The following is a 22,599-nucleotide window of genomic DNA, read 5'->3' on the forward strand; positions in this document are numbered from 1 at the left end:
CCTGCCGGCGGAGCCGGGCTACTGCCGGCGAGGCCGGGCTACCGCCGGCGAGACCGTCAGGACGGGAGCTGTCAGGATCTCCGGCGGGAGATCGCCGACGAGACGACGACCGCGCCCATCAGCAGGAAGGCGATCGGCAGGCAGAAGTAGGTGGCGAGCACGAACCCGGGCCATACCGACCCCTGGAGGAAAGCGGTGAGGAGGATCGCGGCGAGCGACACCAGGCCGATGACGGCGAACACGACCGCAAGCACCATCAGCGCGCGACGGAGGCGGGAGGACCGCCCGGACCCGCCGGTGCCCTGCTGGAGGTGCTCGAAGGAGGGGCGCGGTGCCGGTTCATTCGGGATCATAGCCGTCCCAGACTACAAGAACCACGGCAGGGGGGCCGCCCGAAAAGCTATATCCTAGGAGACACAGACTTCCCCGGCGGTGGCAGTGCGCCTGGGCACCCGGCGGTGTCCCCGCACCCGGGACCGGAACCGCAGGCGCATCCCGCCCGGTACAGCTAAGAAGAGGTAACGACGTGCCCATCGGCAAAGTGAAGTGGTTCGACGCGGACAAGGGATTCGGATTCCTTGCCACGGATGACGGCAAGGAAGTGTTCCTGCACGCCTCCGCGCTCCCCGCGGGCGTGAGCGAGGTCAAGGTCGGCACCAAGCTCGAGTTCGGCGTGGCCGACGGCCGCCGCGGACCCTCTGCCCTGTCGGCGCGCATCCTCGAGCAGGCACCGTCCGTGGTCAAGGCGACGCGGAAGAGCGCGGATGACATGGCCGTCATCACGGAAGACCTCATCAAACTCCTCGACGGCGTGTCCAACGGACTCCGCAAGGGGCGCTACCCCGAGAAGTCCCACGCTTCGAAGGTCGCCGCCGTCCTGAGGGCGGTTGCCGACGACCTCGACGCGTAGGCTTCCACCATGACCTCGAGCAACCTGGAGACCGCCGACGGCGCCGCTCCGACCGACGCCGGAGCCGCACCCGCCGACGCCACCCCCACGGAGGCGCCGCGGAAAGTGTCGCGCCGCATCCCGAAGTCCGATGCCGTGCTCGAAGCGGCCGTGGAACGGGCTCGCCGCGGAGTGCTCGAGGTCGCCCCCGAAGCACAGGTGGGCCGTCACGTGTCCGCCACGATCGAGGGCGAGCGCCTCGTCACGCACCGGTTCGAGGCCTTCGTGCCCGGATACGGGGGCTGGCAGTGGTACGCGAGCGTCGCCCGTGTCGCCCGCAGTAAGGACGTGACGGTCTGCGAGGTGGGACTGCTGCCCTCTGCGGCTTCCCTGCTGGCGCCCGAGTGGCTGCCGTGGTCGGAGCGGGTCCGCCCCGAGGACTCGGAGCCGGACGAAGCGCCGTCGGACTCGGAGCCGGACGAAGCGCCGTCGGACTCGGAGCCGGAGGAGGCGCCGTCGGACGTGATTCCTGCCGACCCGGGCGAGGACGGGAACCAGGAGCAGGTGCCGGAGGACGCATCCGCCGGAGAGAACGCCGGACCGGGCGCCGGGGCGCCCGAGGAAGCAGTCGTCCCCGACGTCGACCCGCTGGAGGACGCCGCAGGGACCTCTGCGGACCGCACCGATGACGGAACGAGCCGCGACGCCGAAGGACAGCCCGACGCCGGGTGATGCAGCAGTGGCGCCGGAACCGAAGAGGAGGGGCTTGAGCACCTTCCGATCGCTCGGGATCCACAACTACAGGCTCTGGTTCATCGGAGCGCTGATCTCCAACATCGGTACCTGGATGCAGCGCACTGCCCAGGACTGGCTCGTCTACGACATCCTCACACCGCAGAACGCATCCGCCCTCGGGATCGTGATGGCGCTCCAGCTCGGGCCGCAGCTCGTCATCGCCCCCTGGGCCGGGCTGATCGCGGACACGGTCGACCGACGGCGCCTCCTCGCCACCACGCAGGTCGCCATGGCCCTGCTCGGAGTGGGCCTCGGCCTGATGGTCCTCGTCGATGCCGCCGTGCTGTGGCACGTCTATGCCTTCGCCCTGGCGCTCGGGATCGTGTCGGCCTTCGACGCACCGGCCCGCCAGGCGTTCGTCTCCGAGCTGGTGCGCGACGACTACCTCCCCAATGCCGTCGCGCTCAACAGTGCCTCGTTCAACGGCGCCCGTCTGGTGGGGCCCGCCATCGCCGGGCTGCTCACGGCCGGCGTGGGTCCGGGCTGGGTATTCCTCATCAATGCGCTCACCTTCGGCGCGATGGTCTACGTACTGCTCGCCATGCGCGGCTCGGAATTGAACCCGCAGCCGCGGTCCGCCCCGGGCAAGGGCCGCATCCGGGAGGGGTTCCGCTACGTGCGGCAGCGGCCGGACCTCCTGATGGTCCTGCTCGCGATCTTCATCGTGGGCACCTTCGGACTCAACTTCGCCGTCTTCATCGCCGCGATGGCGCGCACCGAGTTCGGCCAGGATGCAGGCGTCTTCGGCATCCTGTCCTCGGTGATGGCCGTAGGGTCGGTCGCCGGAGCGCTGCTGTCCGCACGGCGGGAACGGCCTCGCCTGCGCTTCGTCTTCGGGGCATCGGCCGCGTTCGGCGTCGCCTGCATCCTCGCCTCCGTGGCCCCGAACCTCTGGCTGTTCGGAGCGGCCCTGGTCCCGGTCGGCCTGTTCGCGCTGACGCTGATGACCAGCGCCAACGCCTACGTGCAGACGACCACGGACTCGGTGATGCGCGGCCGTGTCATGGCCCTCTACTTCGCGATCTTCCTCGGCGGGACCCCGCTGGGCGCGCCCGTCGTGGGCTGGGTCTCCGACGCCTTCGGTCCGAGGTGGAGCCTCGGAGTGGCCGCGGCCTCGGGGCTCATCGCGGCCGCGGCGGGCATCTTCTGGGCGTGGCGCTACCACGACGTGCGGTTGCGCTACGACCGTTCCGCTCCCCGCCGCCTCCGGCTGGACCACGAGGCGACGGACGGAACGTCCTAGAGGAGGTTCTCGACCACGTGGTCGATGCAGGCGATGAGCGCCGAGACGTCGTCGGGCTCGATGGCCACGAAGGTCGCGATGCGCAGCTGGTTGCGGCCGAGCTTGCGGTACGGCTCGACGTCGACGACGCCGTTCGCGCGCAGGATGGCGGCGATGCGTGCCGCGTCCACCGCGTCGTCGAAGTCCACCGTCACGATCACGTTGGAGCGATCCTCGGTGCGGGCCACGTAGGGGCTCGCCACCGCAGAGGCCTCCGCCCACGAGTAGATACGGCCGGCGGAGTCCGCGGTGCGGGCCGCAGCGAACGGCAGGCCGCCCTGGGCGTTCAGCCATTCGACCTGCGCGTCGAGCGTGACCAGGGTGGACAGCGACGGGGTGTTGTAGGTCTGGTTCAGGCGCGAGTTGTCGATCGCCGTCTGGAGGTCGAGGAAGTCCGGGATCCACCGGTCGCCGGCGCTGATCCGCGCGGCACGCTCCAGCGCGGCGGGGGAGAAGAGCCCGAGCCATAGGCCGCCGTCGGACGCGAAGTTCTTCTGCGGAGCGAAGTAGTAGACGTCGGCCTGCGACACGTCGACGTCGAGGCCGCCGGCCGCGGAGGTGGCGTCGACGAGGACCAGTGCGCCGTCGTCCGCCCCCTCGACTCTCCGCACGGGAGCCGCGACGCCCGTCGAGGTCTCGTTCTGCGGCCACGCGTAGGCGTCGACGCCGGCCTCCGCGACGGGGTCAGGGCGGGTGCCCGGCTCGGCGGTGATGATGCTCGATGCGCCGAGGAACGGCGCCTTGTCGGTCGCGGAGGCGAACTTCGAACCGAACTCCCCGAAGGAGAGGTGCTGCGCCTTCCGGTCGACGAGCCCGAACGCCGCCACCTCCCAGAACGCGGTGGACCCGCCGACGCCGAGGACCACCTCGTACCCCTCGGGGGCGTCGAAGAAGGTACTGAGCCCCTCACGCACTCGGCCGACCAGGTTGCGGACGGGAGCCTGGCGGTGCGAGGTGCCCAGCAGCGACTGCCCGGCGGACACCAGTGCGTCGATCTGCCCGCTTCGGACCTTGGAAGGGCCTGCGCCGAAACGCCCGTCCGCGGGAAGCAGGTGGTCGGGGATGCGGGGCAGGTCGTTCATGGTCGCTCCAGCTGTGTCGGCGGCGGGTATCGCCCTCATTCTGCCCCAGCGGAGGTCGGCCCTCCATTTGTGAACGCCGGAGCGGGAGACCTCCTGCGCCTGCCGGTGGCGTCGTCGGAGTTGATTGCCGGGCGCGTCGCGCCATGGGTTAACCTTGGGAGGCGTGGGGCGGAGCTGGCTGTGCCGGCCGTGGCACCCCCACCGGCGTGAGGCATTCCAGCCGCGCGACCTCACCGCACCAAGGAGCTGAACCGCATGACGGACCTCATCGACACCACCGAGATGTACCTGCGGACCATCCTTGAGCTCGAGGAAGAGAACATCGTCGCCCTCCGCGCCCGCATCGCCGAGCGGCTTCGTCACTCGGGGCCGACCGTCTCCCAGACCATCGGTCGCATGGAACGCGACGGACTCGTGGTCGTCTCCGGCGACCGGCACCTCGAACTGACTGAACTGGGTCGCCGCAGGGCCACCGGCGTCATGAGGAAGCACCGCCTCGCGGAGCGGCTCCTGAGCGACGTGATCGGGCTCGACTGGGCCTACGTCCACGACGAGGCCTGCCGCTGGGAGCACGTGATGAGCGAACGCGTGGAGCGCCGGCTCTACGAACTGCTCGGAAAGCCCTCCGAATCCCCCTACGGCAACCCGATCCCGGGACTCGAGGCCATCGGCGGCGTCCAGTCCGAGCTGTTCACCGACGGCGTCGTCACGCTGCTCTCCGCGATGGGCACGTACTCGCCGGAGAAGCAGGTCACGCTCGTGCGGCTGGCGGAGCCGATCCAGGTGGATCCGGAACTCCTCACGCAGCTCGACGAGGGCGGCCTGCGCCCGGGAGCGCAGCTGAACCTCGAGTCCGTCGGAGGGTACGTCTCCGTGCGCGTACCCGGCGTCGAGGGTGCACTGGAACTGCCTCCCGAGGTGGCGTCCCACGTGTTCGTATCCGTCGCGGCGTAATCGCCGTCACCAATAACACACCATTCTGTGACCAGAATGTGACATAACCTGCATTTGTGTTGTACGGTTCATTTCGTGCCAAATTCGCTCTAGATCCGGCACCCTCCTGCAAATCGCCTAGCTCTGCCATTGCTCGAGGTCCGTCCGCACCATCGCATGGCAGAGGCGGGGGAACCAAGTTTCGGGTTTCTTTCGAGAAATCCTTGGGGTGAAGTCGCTGTTAGCGCAGCGGCCGGGTGACTCCCATCCGAATCCGACAGCTCACCTCGCAGGCGTTGGGAGAGGTAATCCAACGTGTCCACCAGCTCTTCGCTGTCCCGCCACCGCGCGCCCCAGAACGCCAACCCGCTGACCGCTCTTTCCGCCGCAGTAGCGTCGAACGCCGGATCGGTCGGCCGCCAGGCCGCCGTCATCGCCGCGGCTTCCGGCCTCGTGCTGACCAGCGGAGTTGCAGCCAACGCCGCCGATCTCCAGCCACAGCGCGACGTCGCATCCTCCAGCATCACCGTCACCTCGGCCCGTCAGGCCGTCGTGGCGTCGTCCAAGACCGTCGTGTCCTTCAACAGGACCGCGGTGAAGGTCCACGCCAAGCCGGTCGTCGCCAAGAAGGCCCCGGCCGTCAAGGCCCCCGCAGCTCCGGCTCCTGTCGTCGAGGCTCCTGTCGCTGAGGCCCCCGCCGCTCCGGCTCCCGTCGCTCCGGCTCCTGTTGCTCCGGCTCCCGCTGCTCCGGCTCCGGCCGCTCCGGCTCCCGTCGTGAAGGCTCCCGCTGCTCCGGCTCCCGCCGTCCAGGCCGTGGCTGCTGTCCAGGCCGTCGCCGCTCCCGCGCCGGCTCCCGCAGCCGCCCCGGTTCGCGCAGCTGCCCCGGCACCTGCTCCCGCACCTGCTCCCGCCCCTGCAGTCTCCTCCGGTGTCGCCGCGACCATCGCCGCCGCTGCCAAGGGCCAGCTCGGCGTCATGCAGGACTGCACGCGCCTCGTCAGCAACTCCCTCGCCGCTGCCGGCATCAACTTCCACGGCTGGCCGGCAGGCTACCTCTCCCTGGGCCGCACCGTGAGCGCCGGCCAGGCCATCCCGGGTGACCTCATCTACTACGCCGACGGCGGCATGGGTGCAGCCCACATCGCGGTCTACATCGGTGGCGGCCAGGCCGTCCACGGTGGATTCAACGGCAACACCACGGTGATCGCACCGGCCGAGCTCGGCTCGGGTGGCGTGTACATCCGCGTTGGCGGCTGATCACCGCACGCATCAGGATCAAGGAACCGGCACGCTGTGCCGGTTCCTTGCGTTTAACCGGTCGCAGGAGGGAGCCGGGCGCGGTACGTCAAGCCCGCCCGGCCGGGATTCTCCGCAGGCCGGTCTCCGGCTTACCCTTGCAGTGTCAATCCGAAGCTCTTCTCCCGTACCCCGGGATGGCAACCGGTGCGGGGAACAGGTCAGCAATGAGGCCACGCATGCGCACTCTTGTTCTGAATGCTGGGTATGAACCACTTGCGGTCATCACATTCCGCCGGGCACTGGTGCTTGTGCTCACGGGGAAGGCGAGCGTCGTGGCGGAGGACGGCGAACCGGTGGTCGGCCCCACCGAGATCCTCGGCAGACCCTCGGTGATCCTGCTCAACCGCTACGTGAAGATCCCGTACCGCCACGACCTGACAGCCACGCGGCGGGGGGTGCTGCGTCGCGACAACCACCTGTGCGCCTACTGCGGCAAGACCGCCTCGACCATCGACCACGTCCTGCCGCGGTCCCGGGGCGGAGGGGACACCTGGGAGAACCTCGTGGCCTGCTGCCTGAAGTGCAACAACGCCAAGGGGAACAAGACCCTCGGCAGCCTCGGCTGGAAGCTGCGCACCGTGCCGATGCCTCCGCGGGGACCGCAGTGGCAGATCCGCGAGCTCGAGAAGCCGGCGCCGCAGTGGAACGAGTTCCTCAGCGAGACAGCTGCGTGACACCCGACGTACCGAGGTTCGACGCCGTCGTCCTCGCGGGTGGCAGGTCCTCCCGGCTCGGCGGCGTGCCGAAGGCCGGACTGGTCCTGGCGGGTGCGACCCTGCTCCAGCGCACCTGCGCAGCCCTCGCCCGCGCGGAACGCCTGACAGTCGTGGGACCGGAGCCCGGCGACGCCGGGCGGCTTCCCCCGGCGGCCGTGTTCGTGCGGGAGGAACCCGCTTTCGCCGGACCGGCGTCCGCGGTCGTCGCCGGATTCCGGGCGGGACCAGGACCCAGAGCGCCGTGGTGCGCCGTCGTCGCCTGTGACATGCCCCGCGTCGCCGTCCTTCTCGAGGTGCTGCTCGCCGAGGCTGCCGCAGGAGCGCCGGTCTCCCTGGTCGCGGTCGACGGCGGGCGTGACCAGCCGCTGGCGGCGCTGTACCGGAGCGGCGACCTCGCGGCCGCCATCGACGCCGTCCTCGCGCGCGGACCCGCCGACAACCTGTCCATGCGCAGCCTCCTTGCTAGTGTGAAGACAAGACCAGTCCCGGTTCCGCCGGGCACAACGCACGACGTCGACACCTGGAACGATGCCCGAGCGCTCGGCGTCGACGTCCCCTAGCAACGCCCGGAGGGCCCATGGACGATCGGAACAAGCTGCTGCACGACTGGACCGAGCAACTGCTCGCCGCCTTCGAGATCGACGGGACGGACGTGGACATCGACGCCGTCCTGGGCCTGGCGGGGAAGGCGGCGCACGGCGTCGTCCGCCCGGCGGCCCCCCTGACCACCTTCGTCGTCGGTTACGCCGCCGGCCTCGCCGTCGGCAGCGGCCAGGCGGACGAGCAGCTGGCGATGCGATCGGCGATGGCCGTGGCCGAGGCGCTCTGCGCCCGGGCTGCGGGAGAGGCGAGCCCCGAATGAGCGAGAACACCGATGCCCGCGATGTCGACTGGAGGACCGCCCGCGCCCTGGCTCACGGAGCCGGACGCCCGCTGCCGTTCCAGACGGTGAACCTCGCGGATGCCCTGGGCCAGACGCTCGCCGAGCCCGTCCACGCCCTGCAGGCCATCCCGCACTATGCGTCCTCGGCGATGGACGGCTGGGCGGTCAACGGGGAGCCGCCGTGGAAGCTCGTGAGCCACGAGGAGGACCAGAGCCGGGGCAGGCCCTCACCCCACGCCGACTCGGGCGGGGTCTCGCTCGCCCCGGGGGAGGCGACGTTCATCCTCACGGGTGGCGTGGTTCCCCGGAATACCCTCGGCATCCTCCGTACGGAGCACGGCTCGGTCCGCGGGGACCTGCTGGACCGGAACGAGGCCGCCCGGCCCGGCGAGCCCTCGCTGCACGAGCACGTCCGGCCGGCGGGCGAGGAAGCCGAGGAAGGCTCCATGGCCATTCCTGCCGGGGTGGTCCTCAACCCGGCGCAGATCGCGCTGGCCGCGGTGTGCGGCCACGACACGCTCGCTGTCCTCCGGGCACCGCGCGTGTCCCTGCTCATGACCGGCGACGAGGTCATCGATCACGGCCTGCCGCATCCCGGCCAGGTCCGTGACACCTTCGGGCCGCAGCTCCCGGGGTTCGTCGCGATGCTCGGCGGCCACGTCGACGTCGCCAGCCGGGCGAAGGACGACCTCGACGACGTCGTGGCCGCGATCAGCGCGGAGCCGACCGACGAGTCCTCGCTGGCCCGGGCATCGGGTGACGTCCTGATCACGACCGGCGGTACGGGGAGCTCCTCGGCCGACCACATCCGCCGCGCCCTCGCCGAACTCGGGGCCGAGCTGCTCATCGACGGCATCGCCATGCGGCCGGGACACCCGACCCTCCTCGCACGGCTGCCCGACGGCCGTTTCCTGGTGGGACTCCCCGGCAACCCCCTGGCGGCCATGATGGCGATGCTCACCGTCACCGCACCGCTGCTCGCCGGACTGAGGGGCACCGCCCTCGAGGAACCCGCCGCCGTCACCAGCGCCGACGCGTTCGAGCCCCTGCCCGGCAGGAGCCGGCTGGTGCCCTACCGGCTCGAGTCCGGGCGGGCCGTCCCGAGCACCCACCAGCGCTCGGGCATGCTGCGCGGACTGGCCGGGGCCGACGGCGTGATGGTCGTTCCAGCAGCAGGCTGCGAGCCGGGCGACGACGTCCCGTCGCTCCCGCTGCCCTGGGTCGGCTGACCCGGGCAGCCATGCGGGGCCAGGGCGCTCCCTCCGTCGGAGGAATTCCGCCCCGGCGCCCGCCGGTCCCGCGCTGTCCACCTCCTCGTGCGGGGGACGACAGTGCCGGGAGGTGGCTGGAGTCAACTAACCTCGTCCTAGGGCCGAGGTTAAGGAGTGCCGGATGAACCGGGTTACACAGCGACGCCGCATCACGAAGTTCCGCATCGGAGCGCAGACCGGGCGCCGGGAGGATGTCCTGGCGGGCGAGGAACCGCTGGAGATCCGGCTCGGAGGCAGCGCCTTCACCGTGACCATGCGGACCCCCGGTGACGATTTCGACCTGGTGGCGGGATTCCTCGTCTCCGAGGGCGTCGTCTGGGAGCCGGGCCAGTTGCCGAGCCTGCGCTACTGCGCCGGCGTCGACGAGAACGGGCAGCAGACCTTCAACGTGGTGGAGGCCCAGCTCCGGCCCGGCACCGTCCTGCCGGAGACGGCGATGGAGCGCCACGTCTATACGTCGAGCTCGTGCGGCATCTGCGGCACGGCCTCGATCGACGCGGTCCGGAAGTCCTCGCGCTTCGACCTGCGCACCGACACCTCTCCCGTGGACCTCGGCGTGCTCGCATCCCTGCCGGACCGGCTGCGCGAGAGCCAGAAGCTCTTCGACCGCACGGGAGGAGTCCACGCCGCGGGCCTCTTCACCGCCGAGGGGGAGCTGCTCTGCCTCCGGGAGGACGTCGGGCGCCACAACGCCGTGGACAAGGTGGTGGGCTGGGCGCTGCGCGAAGGCATGCTCCCCCTGAGGGGAACGGTGCTGCAGGTCTCCGGCAGGGCGTCCTTCGAGCTCGTGCAGAAGGCGCAGCTCGCCGGCATCCCCGTGCTCGCCGCCGTCAGCGCCCCGTCGTCACTGGCCGCGGATCTCGCGGACGACGCCGGGCTCACGCTCGTCGGATTCAGCCGCGGGACCTCCCTGAACTGCTACTCCCACCCGGACCGCATCACGGCCTGACCGCCCGCTGGAACGGGTTGAGCAGGCGCTGGCCTCGGACCCGAGTCATCGGGGCGCAGGGCGCATGCGGCGTCGTGCACGCGGTCCGTCGCCAGAGGGCGTGTCGCAGCGCAACGCCCCGACGTTCCGGGAGGTATGGCTGTGAAAGCCGTGCGCGAAGCCGCAGGCGACAGAGCCTGACCGCCCGTTAGAACGGGTTGAGCAGGCGCTGGACGAACCGGCGGGTCCGTTCCTCGCGTGGATTGCGCAGCACCTGGTCGGGGTGACCGCGCTCGACGACGACGCCGCCGTCCATGAATACCACCTGGTCGGCGACCTCGCGGGCGAAGGCGAGTTCATGGGTGACGATCACCATGGTCCACTTCTCCTCGGCGAGCTCCTTGATGACGGTGAGGACCTCGCCGACCAGTTCCGGATCGAGGGCCGACGTCGGCTCGTCGAAGAGGAGGAGGTCGGGCTGCAGCGCGAGTGCGCGGACGATCCCGACGCGCTGCTGCTGGCCGCCGGAGAGGTTGAACGGGTAGTCGTCCCGCTTCTCCGCGAGCCCCACGCGGGCCAGGAGCCGCTCCGCGTCCGCGACGGCCTCCTTCCGGGGCCGCTTCTGCACCTGCACCGGACCCTCGATGATGTTCTCGAGGACCGTTCTGTGCGGGAACAGGTTGTAGTTCTGGAAGACCATGGCGCTGCGGTCGCGCAGGGACAGGGCCTCCTTCTTCGTCACCTTCGCGCCGAAGTCCACCGAGGGGCCGCCGCGGAAGGCGACCGTCCCGCCGTCGGGCGTCTCGAGTCCGTTCAGGCAGCGCAGCACGGTGGTCTTGCCGGAGCCCGACGGGCCCACGAGCGCGACCACCTGCCCGCTGTCGATGTGCAGGTCGATGGACTTCAGCACCTGGTTGTCGCCGAAGGACTTCTGCAGTGCCGTGGCCGTCATCAGGGGACCGGAGGTGACGGGAGGATGCAGCGGATCAGTGGGCGACATAGCGGTCCAACCTCTTCTCGAGCGCGGACTGGCCGCTGGACAGGACGAGGCAGAACACCCAGTAGATCGCGGCGGCCTCGAGGTAGAGCAGCATGAACTGCTGCGAGAACGCGGCGATCTGCTGGGCCTCGCGGAACAGCTCCGTCACCAGGATCAGCGACGCCAGGGAGGTGTCCTTGACGAGGCTGATGAAGGTGTTGGACAGCGGGGGCACCGAGACGCGTGCCGCCTGGGGGAGGATGACGCGGCGCAGGGTCAGGGTGCGGGACATCCCGATGGTGTGTCCTGCCTCCCACTGGCCCTTCGGGACGGACAGGATGGCGGCACGCAGGATCTCGGCCGCATACCCTGCCACGTTCAGCGAGAAGGCGATGATCGCGCTGGGCCACGGATCGATGGTCAGGCCGACGGACGGCAGGCCGTAGAAGATCACGAACAGCTGCACGAGCAGCGGGGTCCCGCGGATCACCGAGACGTAGAACCGTGCGATGCCCGCGAGGACCGGCTGCCCGCTGATGCGCATCAGCGCGACGACGAGGGCCAGCGCGAGGCCGAGCACGAACGACGTGATCGACAGCGGGATGGTGCCGACCAGGCCGCCGTGGAGCATGGGCCAGAAGGATGTGCGGAGCAGCTCCCAGTCCACTACTCAGCTCCTCCGGCCAGGGCGCCCTCCCGCGGTCCGGGACGCGGTCCGACCCCCAGCGGCCGCATCACTCGCTGACGTCGGAGCCGAAGTACTTCTCGGAGATCTCTGCGAGAGTACCGTCCGCGCGCAGCTCACCGAGGGCGCTGTTGATGGCGTCCACGAGCTCCGTGCTGCCCTTGGCGACGGCGACGGCGCTCTCGGAGGTCTCGTCGGTGGTGGCCGCGATCTTGATGCCCTCGTTGTTGTTCGTCTTCTGGTAGTCGAGGTACGTCAGTTCGTCGTTGATCGTCGCGTCCACGCGGCCCTGCTCGAGGAGGGTGATGGATTGTGCCCAGCCCTCCACCGGTTCGACGTTCGCGCCCGCTTCCTGCGCGAGCTCGTACCAGTTGCTGGTCAGCGACTGGGCCGTGGTCTTGCCGTCGAGGTCCTCGAAGGAGGAGATGTCGTTGTTGTCGGCGGCCGTGACGATCACGCCCGAGCTGACGGTGTACGGGTCGGAGAAGTCGTAGCTCTGCTTGCGCTCGTCCGTGATGGACACCTGGTTCGCGATCACGTCGAACCGGCCGGCCTCCAGGCCCGCGAAGATCGCGTCCCACTGCGTCTCCTGGAACTCGGGCTCGACGCCCATCTTCTCCGCGACGGCGGTGATCACCTCGACGTCGTACCCGGTGAGCTCCCCGCTGCCTTCCTCGTGGTAGCTGAAGGGCTTGTACGTCCCCTCCGTGCCCACGGTCAGGACGCCGGAGTCCTGGATCTCCTGCAGGGCGCTGGACTCCCCGGACTCCGCGGACCCGGAGGGGCTACCCTCATTCGCAGGGGTCGACGACCCGCAGCCGGCGAGCGCGAGGGTCAGGGCGGCAGCGGCACCAAGGATGGACAGGCGGTTGGTCATGGGACTTCCTTCGGTTTCGGACGGACGGGCGCGCCGGGCGGGGGAAATAGAAGAGGTGGCCAACGGCTTGAACCCTAGGTACCTCCACTCCACCCGGCCGGGACCGGAGTAGAACACTACTGGGGTGAACACCGGGACATGCACTAATTGTTCCGAAGTATTGCGACGCGGGTCCACACACCGGGGATCCGCGCCGGGACTGGCACGGGAGGAATTGCTATGAGCATGGAAGGCGCGGCCTGGAGCTCGCTGTACAAGATATCGACGGCGAAGAACGGCACGCACGGGTTCTCCCGCGAATCCGTCCGGAGGATCCTCACGTTCGCCGTGCCGTATCGGACGAAGCTGGTGCTCTTCATCCTGCTGTCCGTGGTGGGTGCGTTCCTCGCCGTGGCGACGCCGGTGCTCGCCGGCAAGGTCGTGGACGTGATCGTCGCCCGCGGCGAGGTCCGCACCGTGGTGTGGCTCGCCGTCGTCATCGCGCTGGTCGCCGTGGCCGACGCCGCGGTGTCCCTCGTGACGCGGTGGTACTCGGCACGCATCGGCGAGGGCGTCATCCTCGACCTGCGCACCGCCGTCTTCAACCACGTCCAGAAGATGCCCATCGCCTTCTTCACACGGACCCGCACGGGCGCCCTGGTGAGCCGCCTCAACAACGACGTGATCGGCGCCCAGCAGGCGTTCAGCGGGACGCTCTCCGGTGTCGTCACCAATACCGTGGCCCTCGTGCTCACCCTGGCCGTCATGCTGAGCACCTCGTGGCTGGTCACGGTGCTCGCCGTCGTCATGCTGCCCATCTTCCTGGTGCCGGCCCGCCGGATGGGAAGCCGCCTCGCCTCGCTCCGCCGTGAGGCCGCCGACCACAACTCGGCGATGAGCACGCAGATGACCGAGCGGTTCTCCGCCCCGGGTGCCACCCTGGTGAAGCTCTTCGGCCGGCCCGACGAGGAAGCCGAGGAGTTCCGGGTCCGCGCCGCACGCGTGCGCGACATCGGCGTCCGCACGGCCATGCTGCAGTTCGTGTTCTTCACGGCCCTGATGCTCGTCTCCGCGCTGGCGCTCGCCCTGGTGTACGGGCTGGGCGGGTTCCTGGCCCTCGGCGGACAGCTCGACACCGGCGAGGTCGTCACGCTCGCACTCCTCCTCACACGCCTCTACGCGCCGCTCACGAGCCTGGCCAACGCGCGCGTGGAGATCATGAGCGCGATCGTCAGCTTCGAGCGGGTCTTCGAAATCCTGGACCTCGAACCGCTCATCCAGGAGAAGCCGGGCGCCGTCGTCGTCCCGGCCGGCCCGGTCTCGGTCGAGTTCGACGACGTCCGCTTCGCCTACCCGTCCGCGGACAAGGTCTCGCTCGCCTCGCTCGAGGAGGTCTCGACGCTGGACACGCGCGGCGGTGAGGAGGTGCTCCACGGCGTGTCCTTCCGGATCAAGCCCGGGCAGACGGTGGCCTTGGTGGGCACCTCGGGTGCGGGCAAGTCGACCATCGCCCAACTGCTCGCGCGCCTATACGACGTCGACAGCGGTGCCGTGCGCCTCTCCGGCACCGACGTCCGGGACCTGACCTTCGCGTCCATGCGGCACACACTCGGCATGGTGACCCAGGACGGTCACCTGTTCCACGAGACGATCCTCTCGAACCTCCGGCTCGCCCGGCCGGACGCCACCGACGACGAGGTCTGGGACGCCGTCCGCCGTGCCCGGCTGGAGCCCCTCGTCCGGTCGCTGCCGGACCAGCTCGACACGATGGTGGGCGAGCGTGGCTACCGGCTCTCGGGCGGCGAACGCCAGCGGATGACCATCGCTCGCCTCCTCCTCGCCCAGCCGCGTGTCGTCATCCTCGACGAGGCGACGGCGGCGCTGGATTCGACGTCGGAAGCGGCCGTGCAGGCAGCTCTCAGCGAGGCGCTCGAGGGGCGGACCGCCATGGTCATCGCGCACCGCCTCTCGACCATCCGGAGTGCGGACGTGATCCTCGTGGTCGAGGGCGGAACCATCGTCGAACGGGGATCGCACGACGAGCTGCTGGCCCTCGGCGGGCGCTACGAGGAACTGCACCGCACGCAGTTCGCCGTGCAGAAGAACGTGGCGATGGACGAGGAGCCCGAGGCCCTCAGCGGCGTCTAGGAGGATGCCCGGCGGAGGGTTCTGCCGCGTAGTGCCGGGAGGACGAAGTCCGTCAGCAGCGGTGCGAGGTCCTGCCGGTGATGCTCGGAGTCCAGGTCCAGCCAGTCCAGTTCCTCGATCTCGGCGGCCGGCAGGGGCTCCGCGGCCAGCGGGCACAGGAAGACGGTGGCCAGCAGCCGGGTATCGGCCTCGTTGGCCGCCGGGCCTTCCCACGAGCCGACCAGGGTGAGGTCCCCGGGCCCGACGACGAGGCCCAGTTCCTCGAACAGTTCACGCACGCCGGTCTCCTCCGGCGTCTCGCCCTGCTCCGGTTTCCCTCCCGGCTGCATGAACATCGTGGTTCCGCGCTTGCGCACGAGCAGCAGGCGGCGGTGGTCGTCGAGCAGGCACAGCGCGGTGACGGTGATCGTCGGGACGTCCGTCATCGGTCCGGCCTCCTGGCGGTTGCTCCTGGTGGTTAAAAGCGAGGAGGACGGGCGCGGTGCCCATCCTCCTCGTCCCCGGCGACGTCGTTCCCCGTCGTCCCGGGCTGCCTGTGCCCCTGGCCGGAATCGAACCGACGACCTTCCCTTTAGGAGAGGGACGCTCTATCCTACTGAGCTACAGAGGCGCGGATCCGCTGATCCAGCGATCCCAGCTTACCCGTTCTTCGCGCCGCTTTCCGCGCCGGTCCGCGGATGCCGCACGCGCCGCGGCAGGAAGACCGCCACGGCGCCGGCTCCCAGGCTTCCCGCGAGCAGCACCCACCGCAGGACCGTCAGCGTCGAGGCGAGTGCCACGGCGCCCGCATCAGGAGCCTGCGCGAGCATGGCGTCGATCGCGATGTTCTCCCACAGGTCGACGACGACGAACAGGATCACGGGGGACCACAGCAGCCAGCGCAGCCGGCGGCGCCCCACCTGGAGCTGGACGAGCAGGAGCCAGGCGAACGCGAAGATCAGGGGGAAGAGCGTGCCCGCCGTCTTGTGGAGGTAGCTCAACTGGCCGCGGGCGTCGTCGTCCATCGCTCCGCGCAGGCGCTCCACGGAGCCGACGTCGTACCCGCCGACCCTCATGTCCGGCATGGCGAGCCCGCCGCTGAGCTGCGTCATCTGGCCCAGCGTGAGCAGGTGGAAGTACCAGAAGAGGAACAGGGACGCGACGGCCGCCGCGATGAGGATCAGGCTGCCGTTGTCCTTACGGTCCGCCCGATCTCCGGCAGGCGGGGCGGAGGGTACCGCCGCTGGTGCGCCTGCTGCATGCTTCCGGTTGATCTGCGCCCTCGTCTTCGCCACCCTCCCAGTATGGGCGACGCCGGACCGGCCCGCCCCCGGGCGGGACGGGAGGAAGTGTCGGGGGCACCGCCTAGAATTGGAGGACCATGGACATGCTCTTCGATCCCTACGTCTCCCCGCCCACGCCCGCCGAGAAGAAGCGTGCACGCGAGGCGGCGATGGCGGCCGAGCCGGCGGATCCCGCGGCCGGGCACGTCCCCTCGCGGGTCGGCGTCGACGAGCACCGTGCGCACGAACTCCTCCTGGGCCTGAACCCCCAGCAGGAGGAGGCGGTGAAGCACGGCGGGACCCCGCTGCTGATCGTCGCCGGTGCGGGCTCCGGCAAGACGCGCGTGCTGAGCCACCGGATCGCCTACCTTCTGGCGACCGGCCGGTCCCACCCCGGGCAGATCCTGGCCATCACCTTCACGAACAAGGCCGCAGCGGAGATGCGGGAGCGCATCGAGGGCCTCATCGGCGACGTCGCCAAGCGCATGTGGATCTCCACCTTCCACTCCTCCTGCGTGCGCATCCTCCGCCGGGAGGCCGCGTCCGTCGGCCTGAACTCGAACTTCTCCATCTACGACTCCGCGGACACGTTGCGCCTCATCACGCTGGTCGCCAAGGGGCTGGATCTCGACCCGAAGAAGTTCGCGCCGAAGGCGATCCAGCACAAGATCTCCGCGCTGAAGAACGAGCTGATCGACGAGGAGACCTTCGCGTCCGACGCCGATCCGTCCGATCCCTTCGAGCTGGCCGTGGCGGAGGTCTACACGGGTTACGCCCAGCGCATGCGCCAGGCCAACGCCATGGACTTCGACGACCTGATCGCGCAGACGGTCTTCATGTTCCGGGCGTTCCCTGGCGTCGCCGACTACTACCGGCGGCGGTTCCGCCACGTCCTCGTCGACGAGTACCAGGACACGAACCACGCGCAGTATGCGCTGGTCCGCGAGATCGTCGGCGTCCCGGGGGAGTCCTCCGACGATCCGGCGGAGCTGACCGTCGTCGGCGACTCCGACCAGTCCATCTACGCCTTCCGGGGCGCCGACGTCCGCAACATCGTCGAATTCGAGAACGACTACCCGAGCGCCCGCACCATCCTGCTCGAGCAGAACTACCGCTCCACCCAGAACATCCTCAGCGCGGCCAACGCGGTGATCTCCCGCAACCCCGACCGGCCGGAGAAGCGGCTGTGGACCGCCGAGGGCAGCGGCGAGAAGATCGTCGGCTACGTGGGCGAGAACGAGCACGAGGAGGCCCGCTTCATCGCGGAGGAGATCGACCGGCTGCAGGACGAGGCGAACCTCCGCCCCGGCGACGTCGCCGTGTTCTACCGGACCAACGCCCAGTCGCGGTCCATCGAGGAGATCCTGCTGCGCGTCGGCCTGCCCTACAAGGTGGTCGGGGGCACCCGGTTCTACGAGCGCAAGGAGATCAAGGACGCGCTCGCCTACCTGCGGGTCCTCGTGAACTCCGACGACGTCGTCAACCTGCGCCGCATCCTCAACGAGCCCAAGCGCGGCATCGGCGACCGCGCCGAGTACGCCATCGCGGCGCTCAGTGAGCGCGAGCGGGTCAGCTTCATGGAGGCCCTTCGGCGGGCGGACCAGGCGCCCGGCATGGCCACGCGCTCGGTCAATTCCGTGGCCGGCTTCGTGAAGCTGATCGACGACCTCGCGGAGGTCGCCAGCGGATCGGGCGCCTCGGCCGCCCTCGAAGCCGTCCTCGAGCAGACCGGCTACCTCGAACAACTGAGGACCAGCAACGACCCCCAGGACGAATCCCGGGTGGAGAACCTGGCCGAGCTCGTCGCCGTCGTGCGCGAATTCGAGCGGGACAACCCGGAGGGGACGCTGGGCGATTTCCTCGAACAGGTGTCCCTCGTGGCCGACGCCGACTCCATCCCCGACGCTCCCGACGGTTCCGCAGCCGACGTGCAGCGCGCCGTCGAGGAGGCCCGCAGGCAGGGCGTCGTGACGCTCATGACGCTGCACACCGCCAAGGGCCTGGAGTTCCCGGTGGTATTCCTGACGGGCATGGAGCAGGGGATCTTCCCGCACCAGCGGTCCGCGACCGATCCCAAGGAGCTCGCGGAGGAGCGCCGCCTGGCGTACGTGGGCCTGACCCGGGCCCGCCAGCGCCTCTACATCACGCGGTCCGAGGTGCGCAGCATGTGGGGCCAGAGCCAGTACAACCCGGCCAGCCAGTTCGTCAGCGAGATCCCCGAGGAGCTCATCTCCTGGAAGCGCGAGGGTGCGGTGAAGCCGGCCTGGACGTCCGGCGGGAGCATCAGCGGACCGAGGTTCAGCGGATCCTACTGGGGCGCCAGCGGTGGTGGCTTCAACGGCAGCGCCCCGGCTCCCTCGAAGAGCGTGGGACGCGTGCAGCCCCAGAAGGAGGTCGTCTCGGTCGCGGTCGGGGACCGGGTCAACCACGCCAGTTTCGGGAACGGCACCGTCCTGTCCGTGGAGGGGGCCGGTGACAAGACCGTGGCGAAGGTGCGGTTCGACGTCGGGGAGAAGCGGCTGCTGCTGCGCTACGCCCCGCTGACCAAGGTCGCCTGACGCCGGTTCCTGAGCCGCCTCCGGCACGGGTTCCAGGGGCCGAAAACCCGGCAATTCCGGGCATTTCTTCTACAAAAGATAGAAGTGTGGCCTTACTCACTAAACCGGTACTCTGGGGAAGGCCTCAGGGCCGAGGGGCTAAAGTTCCCTCTTGTAAACCTACTTCGACGTAGAAGGACTCTAGCCCGTGGACCTGTTTGAATATCAGGCGCGCGATCTCTTTGAGGCACACGGAGTTCCCGTGCTCGCCGGCATCGTGGCGCACACCCCAGAAGAAGCAAAGGCAGCAGCCGAGAAGATCGGCGGCGTCGTCGTCGTCAAGGCGCAGGTCAAGGTGGGCGGTCGAGGCAAGGCCGGCGGCGTGAAGGTCGCCAAGACCCCCGACGAGGCCTATTCCTACGCTTCGGACATCCTCGGGATGGACATCAAGGGGCACACGGTCCACACGGTGATGATCGCGCAGGGCGCGGACATCGCCGAGGAATACTACTTCTCCGTCCTGCTCGACCGGTCCAACCGCAACTACCTGGCCATGTGCTCGGTCGAGGGCGGCATGGAGATCGAGCAGCTCGCCGTCGAGCGTCCCGAGGCACTCGCCCGCATCGCGGTCGACGCGGGGACCGGCATCGACCAGGCCAAGGCCGAGGAGATCGTCGACGCCGCCGGCTTCGCACCCGAGCTGCGGACGGGCGTCGTGAACACGATCCTCAAGCTGTGGGACGTCTTCGTGAAGGAGGACGCCACGCTCGTCGAGGTCAACCCGCTCGTCAAGACCGGCAGCGGCGACATCCTCGCGCTGGACGGCAAGGTCACCATCGACGAGAACGCCGGGTTCCGCCACGCGGACCACGCCGCCCTCGAGGACAAGGACGCCGCGGACCCCCTCGAGGCCAAGGCCAAGGAGAACGACCTCAACTACGTCAAGCTCGACGGTGAGGTCGGCATCATCGGCAACGGCGCCGGGCTGGTCATGTCGACCCTCGACGTCGTGGCCTACGCCGGCGAGGCGCACGGCAACGTGAAGCCCGCCAACTTCCTGGACATCGGAGGTGGAGCGTCCGCCGAGGTCATGGCCGCCGGACTGGACGTCATCCTCAACGACAGCCAGGTCAAGAGCGTCTTCGTGAACGTCTTCGGCGGCATCACCGCATGCGACGCCGTCGCCAACGGCATCGTCAGCGCCCTCGAGATCCTCGGCGACGAGGCCAACAAGCCCCTGGTGGTGCGACTGGACGGCAACAACGTCGAAGAGGGCCGCCGCATCCTCGCCGAGGCGAACCACCCGCTGGTGACCATCGCCGACACCATGGACGAAGGCGCCGACAAGGCCGCCGCGCTGGCCTACGGAAAGTAAAGGGTTCCCCACATGTCTATCTACCTCAACAAGGACTCGAAGGTCATCGTCCAGGGCATCACGGGCGGCGAGGGCACCAAGCACACCGCCCTCATGCTGAAGGCCGGAACCCAGGTCGTCGGCGGCGTCAACGCCCGCAAGGCCGGCACCACCGTCACGCACGGCGACGTCACCCTCCCCGTCTACGGCACGGTCGAGGAAGCAATCCGTGAGACCGGCGCCGACGTGTCGATCGTCTTCGTGCCGCCGGCTTTCACCAAGGACGCCGTCGTCGAGGCCATCGAGGCCGGTATCGGCCTCGTCGTCGTCATCACCGAAGGCGTCCCCGTCCAGGACTCGGCCGAGTTCTGGGCCCTCGCCCAGTCGAAGGTCGACGCCGACGGCCAGCAGGTCACCCGGATCATCGGCCCCAACTGCCCGGGCATCATCACGCCCGGCGAGTCCCTCGTGGGCATCACCCCGGCGAACATCACCGGCAAGGGCGGTGTGGGCCTCGTCTCGAAGTCGGGCACGCTGACCTACCAGATGATGTTCGAACTGCGTGACCTCGGCTTCTCGACCGCCATCGGCATCGGCGGCGATCCGGTCATCGGGACCACCCACATCGACGCCCTGGCAGCCTTCGAAGCGGATCCCGAGACCAAGGCGATCGTGATGATCGGCGAGATCGGCGGAGACGCCGAGGAGCGTGCCGCCGAGTTCATCAAGGCGAACGTCACCAAGCCGGTCGTCGGCTATGTGGCGGGCTTCACGGCTCCCGAGGGCAAGACCATGGGCCACGCCGGCGCCATCGTCTCCGGCTCGGCAGGAACCGCGCAGGCCAAGAAGGAGGCCCTCGAGGCCGCCGGCGTCAAGGTCGGCAAGACCCCCTCCGAGACCGCGAAGCTCCTCCGCGAGGTCTACGCGACGCTCTGATCCACGTCCCACCCCGGCAGCCTCCCCCGCATCCGTGCGGGGGAGGCTGCCGCCTTTAAGGCCCGGTCGGATGGGTCGCCGTCCGGGCGGGAAGACCCTCCCGGAGCCGGAGCGCCGGAGCAAGGGAACGGCGGACGACCCCGGGCGGTGGGGCGGGACCTCCGCTGCTTGTAAGGTGGCGACAGGGGAACCACCGTTTGCGTCAGGCAAGCTTCTAGGAGATTTTCATGCGCGCCACCATCATCCACGGGCCCGGCGACATCCGCGTCGAGGACCGCGACTATCCGACGATCATCCGTCCCACGGACGCCGTCGTGCGGGTCGCGGCCTCGTGCGTCTGCGGATCCGACCTCTGGCCCTACCGCGGTGTCCGGCCCACGAAGGAGCCCAAGGCGATCGGCCACGAGTTCGTCGGCGTCGTGGAATCCGTGGGCGACGACGTCCGGGACCTGGCGGTCGGCGACTTCGTGATCGCCCCCTTCGTCGACAGCTGCGGCAAGTGCCCGCAGTGCCTGAACGGCGTCACCGTCGCCTGCGACCACCTCGCGGGCTGGGGCAGCACCGACGAGCACGGCGATTTCCTGCAGGGTGGCCAGGGCGAGGCCGTGCGGGTCCCCCAGGCGGACGGCACGCTCCGCAGGGTCGAGGGCGTCACCGAGCCCGACGCCGCCCTCACCGCCAGCCTCCTGACCCTCTCCGACGTCATGTCGACCGGTCACCACGCTGCCGTGTCGGCGAACGTGGGCCCGGGCAGCACCGTCGTCGTCGTGGGTGACGGGGCGGTCGGCCTGTGCGGGGTGCTCGCCGCCAAGCGCCTCGGCGCGGAGCGCATCATCGCGATGTCCCGCCACGAGGACCGCCAGGCCCTGGCGCGTGAGTTCGGGGCCACCGACATCGTCGCGGAACGCGGCGACGAGGGCGTGGCGAAGGTGCGAGAACTGCTCGGGGGAGTCCTCGCGGACTCGGTCCTCGAGTGCGTGGGGACCAAGGAGTCCATGGACCAGGCGCTGCGCAGCACGCGTCCGGGCGGGCACCTCGGCTTCGTCGGGGTCCCTGCGGGCGGACCCGAGCTGCCGGTCAGCCTCCTCTTCGCGAAGAACATCACCGTGGGCGGCGGCATGGCCCCGGCCCACACGTACATCCCCGAACTGCTGAAGGACGTCCTGGACGGGACGATCAACCCGGGCCGGGTGTTCGACGTCGAGATGCCGCTGGAGGAGGTCGCCGAGGCGTACCGGGCAATGGACGAGCGGCGTGCCATCAAGGTGCTGCTCAAGCCATGACAGCCGGCTCCGGCACGGACTCCGCCTACCTCATCTCCCGCGAGCGGCTCATCGACGCACCGGCAGCCCGCATCTTCGAGGTCCTCGCGACGCCCGCCCTGCACAGCGTGATCGACGGATCGGGGACCGTGCGGGGCGAGCAGCCCAACGGCCCGTCCCGCCTCTCGCCGGGCGCGAAGTTCGGGATGGACATGAAGCTGGGTGGCCGGTACAGGATCCTCAACCACGTGGTCGAGTTCGAGGAGGGCCGCCGCATCGCATGGCGGCACTTCTCGGCGCACGTCTGGCGCTACACGCTCGAGCCACGCGGCGACGCCACGCTGGTGCGTGAGGAGTGGGACGGCCGTGCGGTGCCCTGGAGATTCGTCTTCCGGCTCACCGGCTTCACCCGCCGCCATCCGGCCAGCATCGAGGCGACGCTGGCCAACCTCAAGGACTACGTGGAGCGGGACGCCACCTAGGTGCGGCCCGCCGCTCAGGG

General features: G+C 69.6%; 23 protein-coding genes, 1 tRNA gene and 1 riboswitch. Of the genes, 16 read left to right on the forward strand and 8 right to left on the reverse strand.

The genetic code is table 11. The features are described 5' to 3' along the window. Nucleotides 1-71: 71 nt before the first annotated feature. On the reverse strand, nucleotides 72-353 hold the full coding sequence (locus ACX80I_RS09080) for a hypothetical protein (protein WP_459344792.1): 282 nt from the start codon (nucleotides 351-353) through the stop codon (nucleotides 72-74). Nucleotides 354-526: 173 nt separating this feature from the next. On the opposite strand from ACX80I_RS09080, the gene ACX80I_RS09085 reads away from it, so the two are divergent. Genes ACX80I_RS09085 through ACX80I_RS09095 form a run of 3 tightly spaced genes read left to right on the forward strand, consistent with a single transcriptional unit; the run spans nucleotide 527 to nucleotide 2,927 of the window. Beyond that, nucleotides 527-910: a cold-shock protein gene (locus ACX80I_RS09085; protein ID WP_087075479.1), complete on the forward strand. Its 384-nt coding sequence runs from the start codon at nucleotides 527-529 to the stop codon at nucleotides 908-910. A 9-nt stretch (nucleotides 911-919) separates the two neighbouring features. Beyond that, nucleotides 920-1,621 carry a DUF3027 domain-containing protein gene (locus ACX80I_RS09090; RefSeq protein WP_459344793.1) on the forward strand — a complete coding sequence of 234 codons (702 nt, stop codon included), beginning with the start codon at nucleotides 920-922 and terminating at the stop codon, nucleotides 1,619-1,621. A 34-nt stretch (nucleotides 1,622-1,655) separates the two neighbouring features. Next, the gene (locus tag ACX80I_RS09095) at nucleotides 1,656-2,927 is read left to right on the forward strand and encodes an MFS transporter (protein ID WP_459344794.1); all 1,272 of its coding nucleotides are present in this window, start codon (nucleotides 1,656-1,658) and stop codon (nucleotides 2,925-2,927) included. On the opposite strand, the gene serC is transcribed toward ACX80I_RS09095, so the two are convergent. After that, the gene (gene serC, locus ACX80I_RS09100) at nucleotides 2,924-4,048 is read right to left on the reverse strand and encodes a phosphoserine transaminase (protein WP_459344795.1); all 1,125 of its coding nucleotides are present in this window, start codon (nucleotides 4,046-4,048) and stop codon (nucleotides 2,924-2,926) included. The genes ACX80I_RS09095 and serC overlap by 4 nt on opposite strands. Before the next feature lie 255 nt (nucleotides 4,049-4,303). On the opposite strand from serC, the gene ACX80I_RS09105 reads away from it, so the two are divergent. The 7 genes from ACX80I_RS09105 (at nucleotide 4,304) to fdhD (ending at nucleotide 10,099) form a co-directional block, all read left to right on the forward strand. Next, nucleotides 4,304-5,002 carry an iron-dependent transcriptional repressor DtxR gene (locus ACX80I_RS09105; protein ID WP_087075470.1) on the forward strand — a complete coding sequence of 233 codons (699 nt, stop codon included), beginning with the start codon at nucleotides 4,304-4,306 and terminating at the stop codon, nucleotides 5,000-5,002. A 111-nt stretch (nucleotides 5,003-5,113) separates the two neighbouring features. Beyond that, nucleotides 5,114-5,291, forward strand: a riboswitch (cyclic di-AMP (ydaO/yuaA leader). A gap of 5 nt (nucleotides 5,292-5,296) precedes the next feature. Beyond that, nucleotides 5,297-6,238, forward strand: coding sequence for an NlpC/P60 family protein (locus ACX80I_RS09110; protein WP_459344796.1), 942 nt, complete (start codon nucleotides 5,297-5,299; stop codon nucleotides 6,236-6,238). A 218-nt stretch (nucleotides 6,239-6,456) separates the two neighbouring features. Next, the gene (locus ACX80I_RS09115; RefSeq protein ID WP_459344797.1) at nucleotides 6,457-6,954 is read left to right on the forward strand and encodes an HNH endonuclease; all 498 of its coding nucleotides are present in this window, start codon (nucleotides 6,457-6,459) and stop codon (nucleotides 6,952-6,954) included. Next, complete coding sequence (gene mobA, locus ACX80I_RS09120) at nucleotides 6,951-7,556, forward strand: molybdenum cofactor guanylyltransferase (RefSeq protein ID WP_459344798.1); 606 nt, start codon at nucleotides 6,951-6,953, stop codon at nucleotides 7,554-7,556. The genes ACX80I_RS09115 and mobA overlap by 4 nt, the downstream gene beginning before the upstream one ends. Before the next feature lie 17 nt (nucleotides 7,557-7,573). After that, nucleotides 7,574-7,858, forward strand: a complete 285-nt coding sequence (locus tag ACX80I_RS09125) for a DUF6457 domain-containing protein (protein WP_459344799.1) — start codon at nucleotides 7,574-7,576, stop codon at nucleotides 7,856-7,858. Further along, on the forward strand, nucleotides 7,855-9,108 hold the full coding sequence (locus ACX80I_RS09130; RefSeq protein WP_459344800.1) for a molybdopterin molybdotransferase MoeA: 1,254 nt from the start codon (nucleotides 7,855-7,857) through the stop codon (nucleotides 9,106-9,108). The genes ACX80I_RS09125 and ACX80I_RS09130 overlap by 4 nt, the downstream gene beginning before the upstream one ends. A 163-nt stretch (nucleotides 9,109-9,271) precedes the next feature. Next, a complete protein-coding gene (gene fdhD, locus ACX80I_RS09135) occupies nucleotides 9,272-10,099 on the forward strand; it encodes a formate dehydrogenase accessory sulfurtransferase FdhD (protein WP_459344801.1) in 828 nt (275 codons plus the stop codon). A gap of 187 nt (nucleotides 10,100-10,286) precedes the next feature. On the opposite strand, the gene ACX80I_RS09140 is transcribed toward fdhD, so the two are convergent. The 3 genes from ACX80I_RS09140 to ACX80I_RS09150 form a co-directional block, all read right to left on the reverse strand. Beyond that, a complete protein-coding gene (locus ACX80I_RS09140; RefSeq protein ID WP_459344802.1) occupies nucleotides 10,287-11,078 on the reverse strand; it encodes an amino acid ABC transporter ATP-binding protein in 792 nt (263 codons plus the stop codon). Then, nucleotides 11,065-11,688, reverse strand: coding sequence for an amino acid ABC transporter permease (locus tag ACX80I_RS09145; RefSeq protein ID WP_459345152.1), 624 nt, complete (start codon nucleotides 11,686-11,688; stop codon nucleotides 11,065-11,067). Before ACX80I_RS09145 ends, ACX80I_RS09140 begins: the two co-directional genes overlap by 14 nt. A gap of 103 nt (nucleotides 11,689-11,791) precedes the next feature. Beyond that, nucleotides 11,792-12,619, reverse strand: coding sequence for an amino acid ABC transporter substrate-binding protein (locus tag ACX80I_RS09150; RefSeq protein ID WP_459344803.1), 828 nt, complete (start codon nucleotides 12,617-12,619; stop codon nucleotides 11,792-11,794). A gap of 219 nt (nucleotides 12,620-12,838) precedes the next feature. On the opposite strand from ACX80I_RS09150, the gene ACX80I_RS09155 reads away from it, so the two are divergent. Next, nucleotides 12,839-14,746: an ABC transporter ATP-binding protein gene (locus ACX80I_RS09155; protein ID WP_459344804.1), complete on the forward strand. Its 1,908-nt coding sequence runs from the start codon at nucleotides 12,839-12,841 to the stop codon at nucleotides 14,744-14,746. Here ACX80I_RS09155 and ACX80I_RS09160 read toward each other — a convergent pair. The 3 genes from ACX80I_RS09160 to ACX80I_RS09170 all read right to left on the reverse strand — a co-directional run bounded on the left by ACX80I_RS09160 (nucleotide 14,743) and on the right by ACX80I_RS09170 (nucleotide 16,020). Continuing rightward, complete coding sequence (locus ACX80I_RS09160; protein ID WP_459344805.1) at nucleotides 14,743-15,171, reverse strand: NUDIX hydrolase; 429 nt, start codon at nucleotides 15,169-15,171, stop codon at nucleotides 14,743-14,745. The genes ACX80I_RS09155 and ACX80I_RS09160 overlap by 4 nt on opposite strands. A gap of 111 nt (nucleotides 15,172-15,282) precedes the next feature. Beyond that, nucleotides 15,283-15,356 (reverse strand) — tRNA-Arg (locus tag ACX80I_RS09165). 28 nt (nucleotides 15,357-15,384) lie between these two features. Further along, nucleotides 15,385-16,020 carry a hypothetical protein gene (locus tag ACX80I_RS09170; protein WP_459344806.1) on the reverse strand — a complete coding sequence of 212 codons (636 nt, stop codon included), beginning with the start codon at nucleotides 16,018-16,020 and terminating at the stop codon, nucleotides 15,385-15,387. Nucleotides 16,021-16,106: 86 nt separating this feature from the next. On the opposite strand from ACX80I_RS09170, the gene pcrA reads away from it, so the two are divergent. The 5 genes from pcrA (at nucleotide 16,107) to ACX80I_RS09195 (ending at nucleotide 22,579) form a co-directional block, all read left to right on the forward strand. Further along, nucleotides 16,107-18,566 carry a DNA helicase PcrA gene (pcrA, locus tag ACX80I_RS09175; RefSeq protein WP_459344807.1) on the forward strand — a complete coding sequence of 820 codons (2,460 nt, stop codon included), beginning with the start codon at nucleotides 16,107-16,109 and terminating at the stop codon, nucleotides 18,564-18,566. A 187-nt stretch (nucleotides 18,567-18,753) separates the two neighbouring features. Continuing rightward, nucleotides 18,754-19,920, forward strand: coding sequence for an ADP-forming succinate--CoA ligase subunit beta (sucC, locus tag ACX80I_RS09180; protein WP_459344808.1), 1,167 nt, complete (start codon nucleotides 18,754-18,756; stop codon nucleotides 19,918-19,920). A 12-nt stretch (nucleotides 19,921-19,932) separates the two neighbouring features. Further along, nucleotides 19,933-20,835, forward strand: a complete 903-nt coding sequence (gene sucD / locus ACX80I_RS09185) for a succinate--CoA ligase subunit alpha (protein ID WP_459344809.1) — start codon at nucleotides 19,933-19,935, stop codon at nucleotides 20,833-20,835. A 227-nt stretch (nucleotides 20,836-21,062) separates the two neighbouring features. Beyond that, a complete protein-coding gene (locus ACX80I_RS09190) occupies nucleotides 21,063-22,118 on the forward strand; it encodes a zinc-dependent alcohol dehydrogenase family protein (RefSeq protein ID WP_459344810.1) in 1,056 nt (351 codons plus the stop codon). Further along, entirely contained in the window at nucleotides 22,115-22,579 is a 465-nt protein-coding gene (locus ACX80I_RS09195) for an SRPBCC family protein (protein WP_459344811.1), read from the forward strand. The genes ACX80I_RS09190 and ACX80I_RS09195 overlap by 4 nt, the downstream gene beginning before the upstream one ends. Nucleotides 22,580-22,599: the final 20 nt, after the last annotated feature.

The organism is Arthrobacter rhamnosi, from assembly GCF_054510855.1.

Excerpts from the sequence above, each read along its gene's own strand:
- ACX80I_RS09080 (WP_459344792.1), bottom strand. The coding sequence starts at position 353 with ATGATCCCGAATGAACCGGCACCGCGCCCCTCCTTCGAGCACCTCCAG.
- ACX80I_RS09090 (WP_459344793.1), top strand. The coding sequence starts at position 920 with ATGACCTCGAGCAACCTGGAGACCGCCGACGGCGCCGCTCCGACCGAC.
- serC (WP_459344795.1), bottom strand. The coding sequence starts at position 4,048 with ATGAACGACCTGCCCCGCATCCCCGACCACCTGCTTCCCGCGGACGGG.
- ACX80I_RS09105 (WP_087075470.1), top strand. The coding sequence starts at position 4,304 with ATGACGGACCTCATCGACACCACCGAGATGTACCTGCGGACCATCCTT.
- ACX80I_RS09115 (WP_459344797.1), top strand. The coding sequence starts at position 6,457 with ATGCGCACTCTTGTTCTGAATGCTGGGTATGAACCACTTGCGGTCATC.
- ACX80I_RS09125 (WP_459344799.1), top strand. The coding sequence starts at position 7,574 with ATGGACGATCGGAACAAGCTGCTGCACGACTGGACCGAGCAACTGCTC.
- ACX80I_RS09130 (WP_459344800.1), top strand. The coding sequence starts at position 7,855 with ATGAGCGAGAACACCGATGCCCGCGATGTCGACTGGAGGACCGCCCGC.
- fdhD (WP_459344801.1), top strand. The coding sequence starts at position 9,272 with ATGAACCGGGTTACACAGCGACGCCGCATCACGAAGTTCCGCATCGGA.
- ACX80I_RS09140 (WP_459344802.1), bottom strand. The coding sequence starts at position 11,078 with ATGTCGCCCACTGATCCGCTGCATCCTCCCGTCACCTCCGGTCCCCTG.
- ACX80I_RS09145 (WP_459345152.1), bottom strand. The coding sequence starts at position 11,688 with ATGCTCCACGGCGGCCTGGTCGGCACCATCCCGCTGTCGATCACGTCG.
- ACX80I_RS09150 (WP_459344803.1), bottom strand. The coding sequence starts at position 12,619 with ATGACCAACCGCCTGTCCATCCTTGGTGCCGCTGCCGCCCTGACCCTC.
- ACX80I_RS09155 (WP_459344804.1), top strand. The coding sequence starts at position 12,839 with ATGAGCATGGAAGGCGCGGCCTGGAGCTCGCTGTACAAGATATCGACG.
- ACX80I_RS09160 (WP_459344805.1), bottom strand. The coding sequence starts at position 15,171 with ATGACGGACGTCCCGACGATCACCGTCACCGCGCTGTGCCTGCTCGAC.
- pcrA (WP_459344807.1), top strand. The coding sequence starts at position 16,107 with ATGGACATGCTCTTCGATCCCTACGTCTCCCCGCCCACGCCCGCCGAG.
- sucD (WP_459344809.1), top strand. The coding sequence starts at position 19,933 with ATGTCTATCTACCTCAACAAGGACTCGAAGGTCATCGTCCAGGGCATC.
- ACX80I_RS09190 (WP_459344810.1), top strand. The coding sequence starts at position 21,063 with ATGCGCGCCACCATCATCCACGGGCCCGGCGACATCCGCGTCGAGGAC.
- ACX80I_RS09195 (WP_459344811.1), top strand. The coding sequence starts at position 22,115 with ATGACAGCCGGCTCCGGCACGGACTCCGCCTACCTCATCTCCCGCGAG.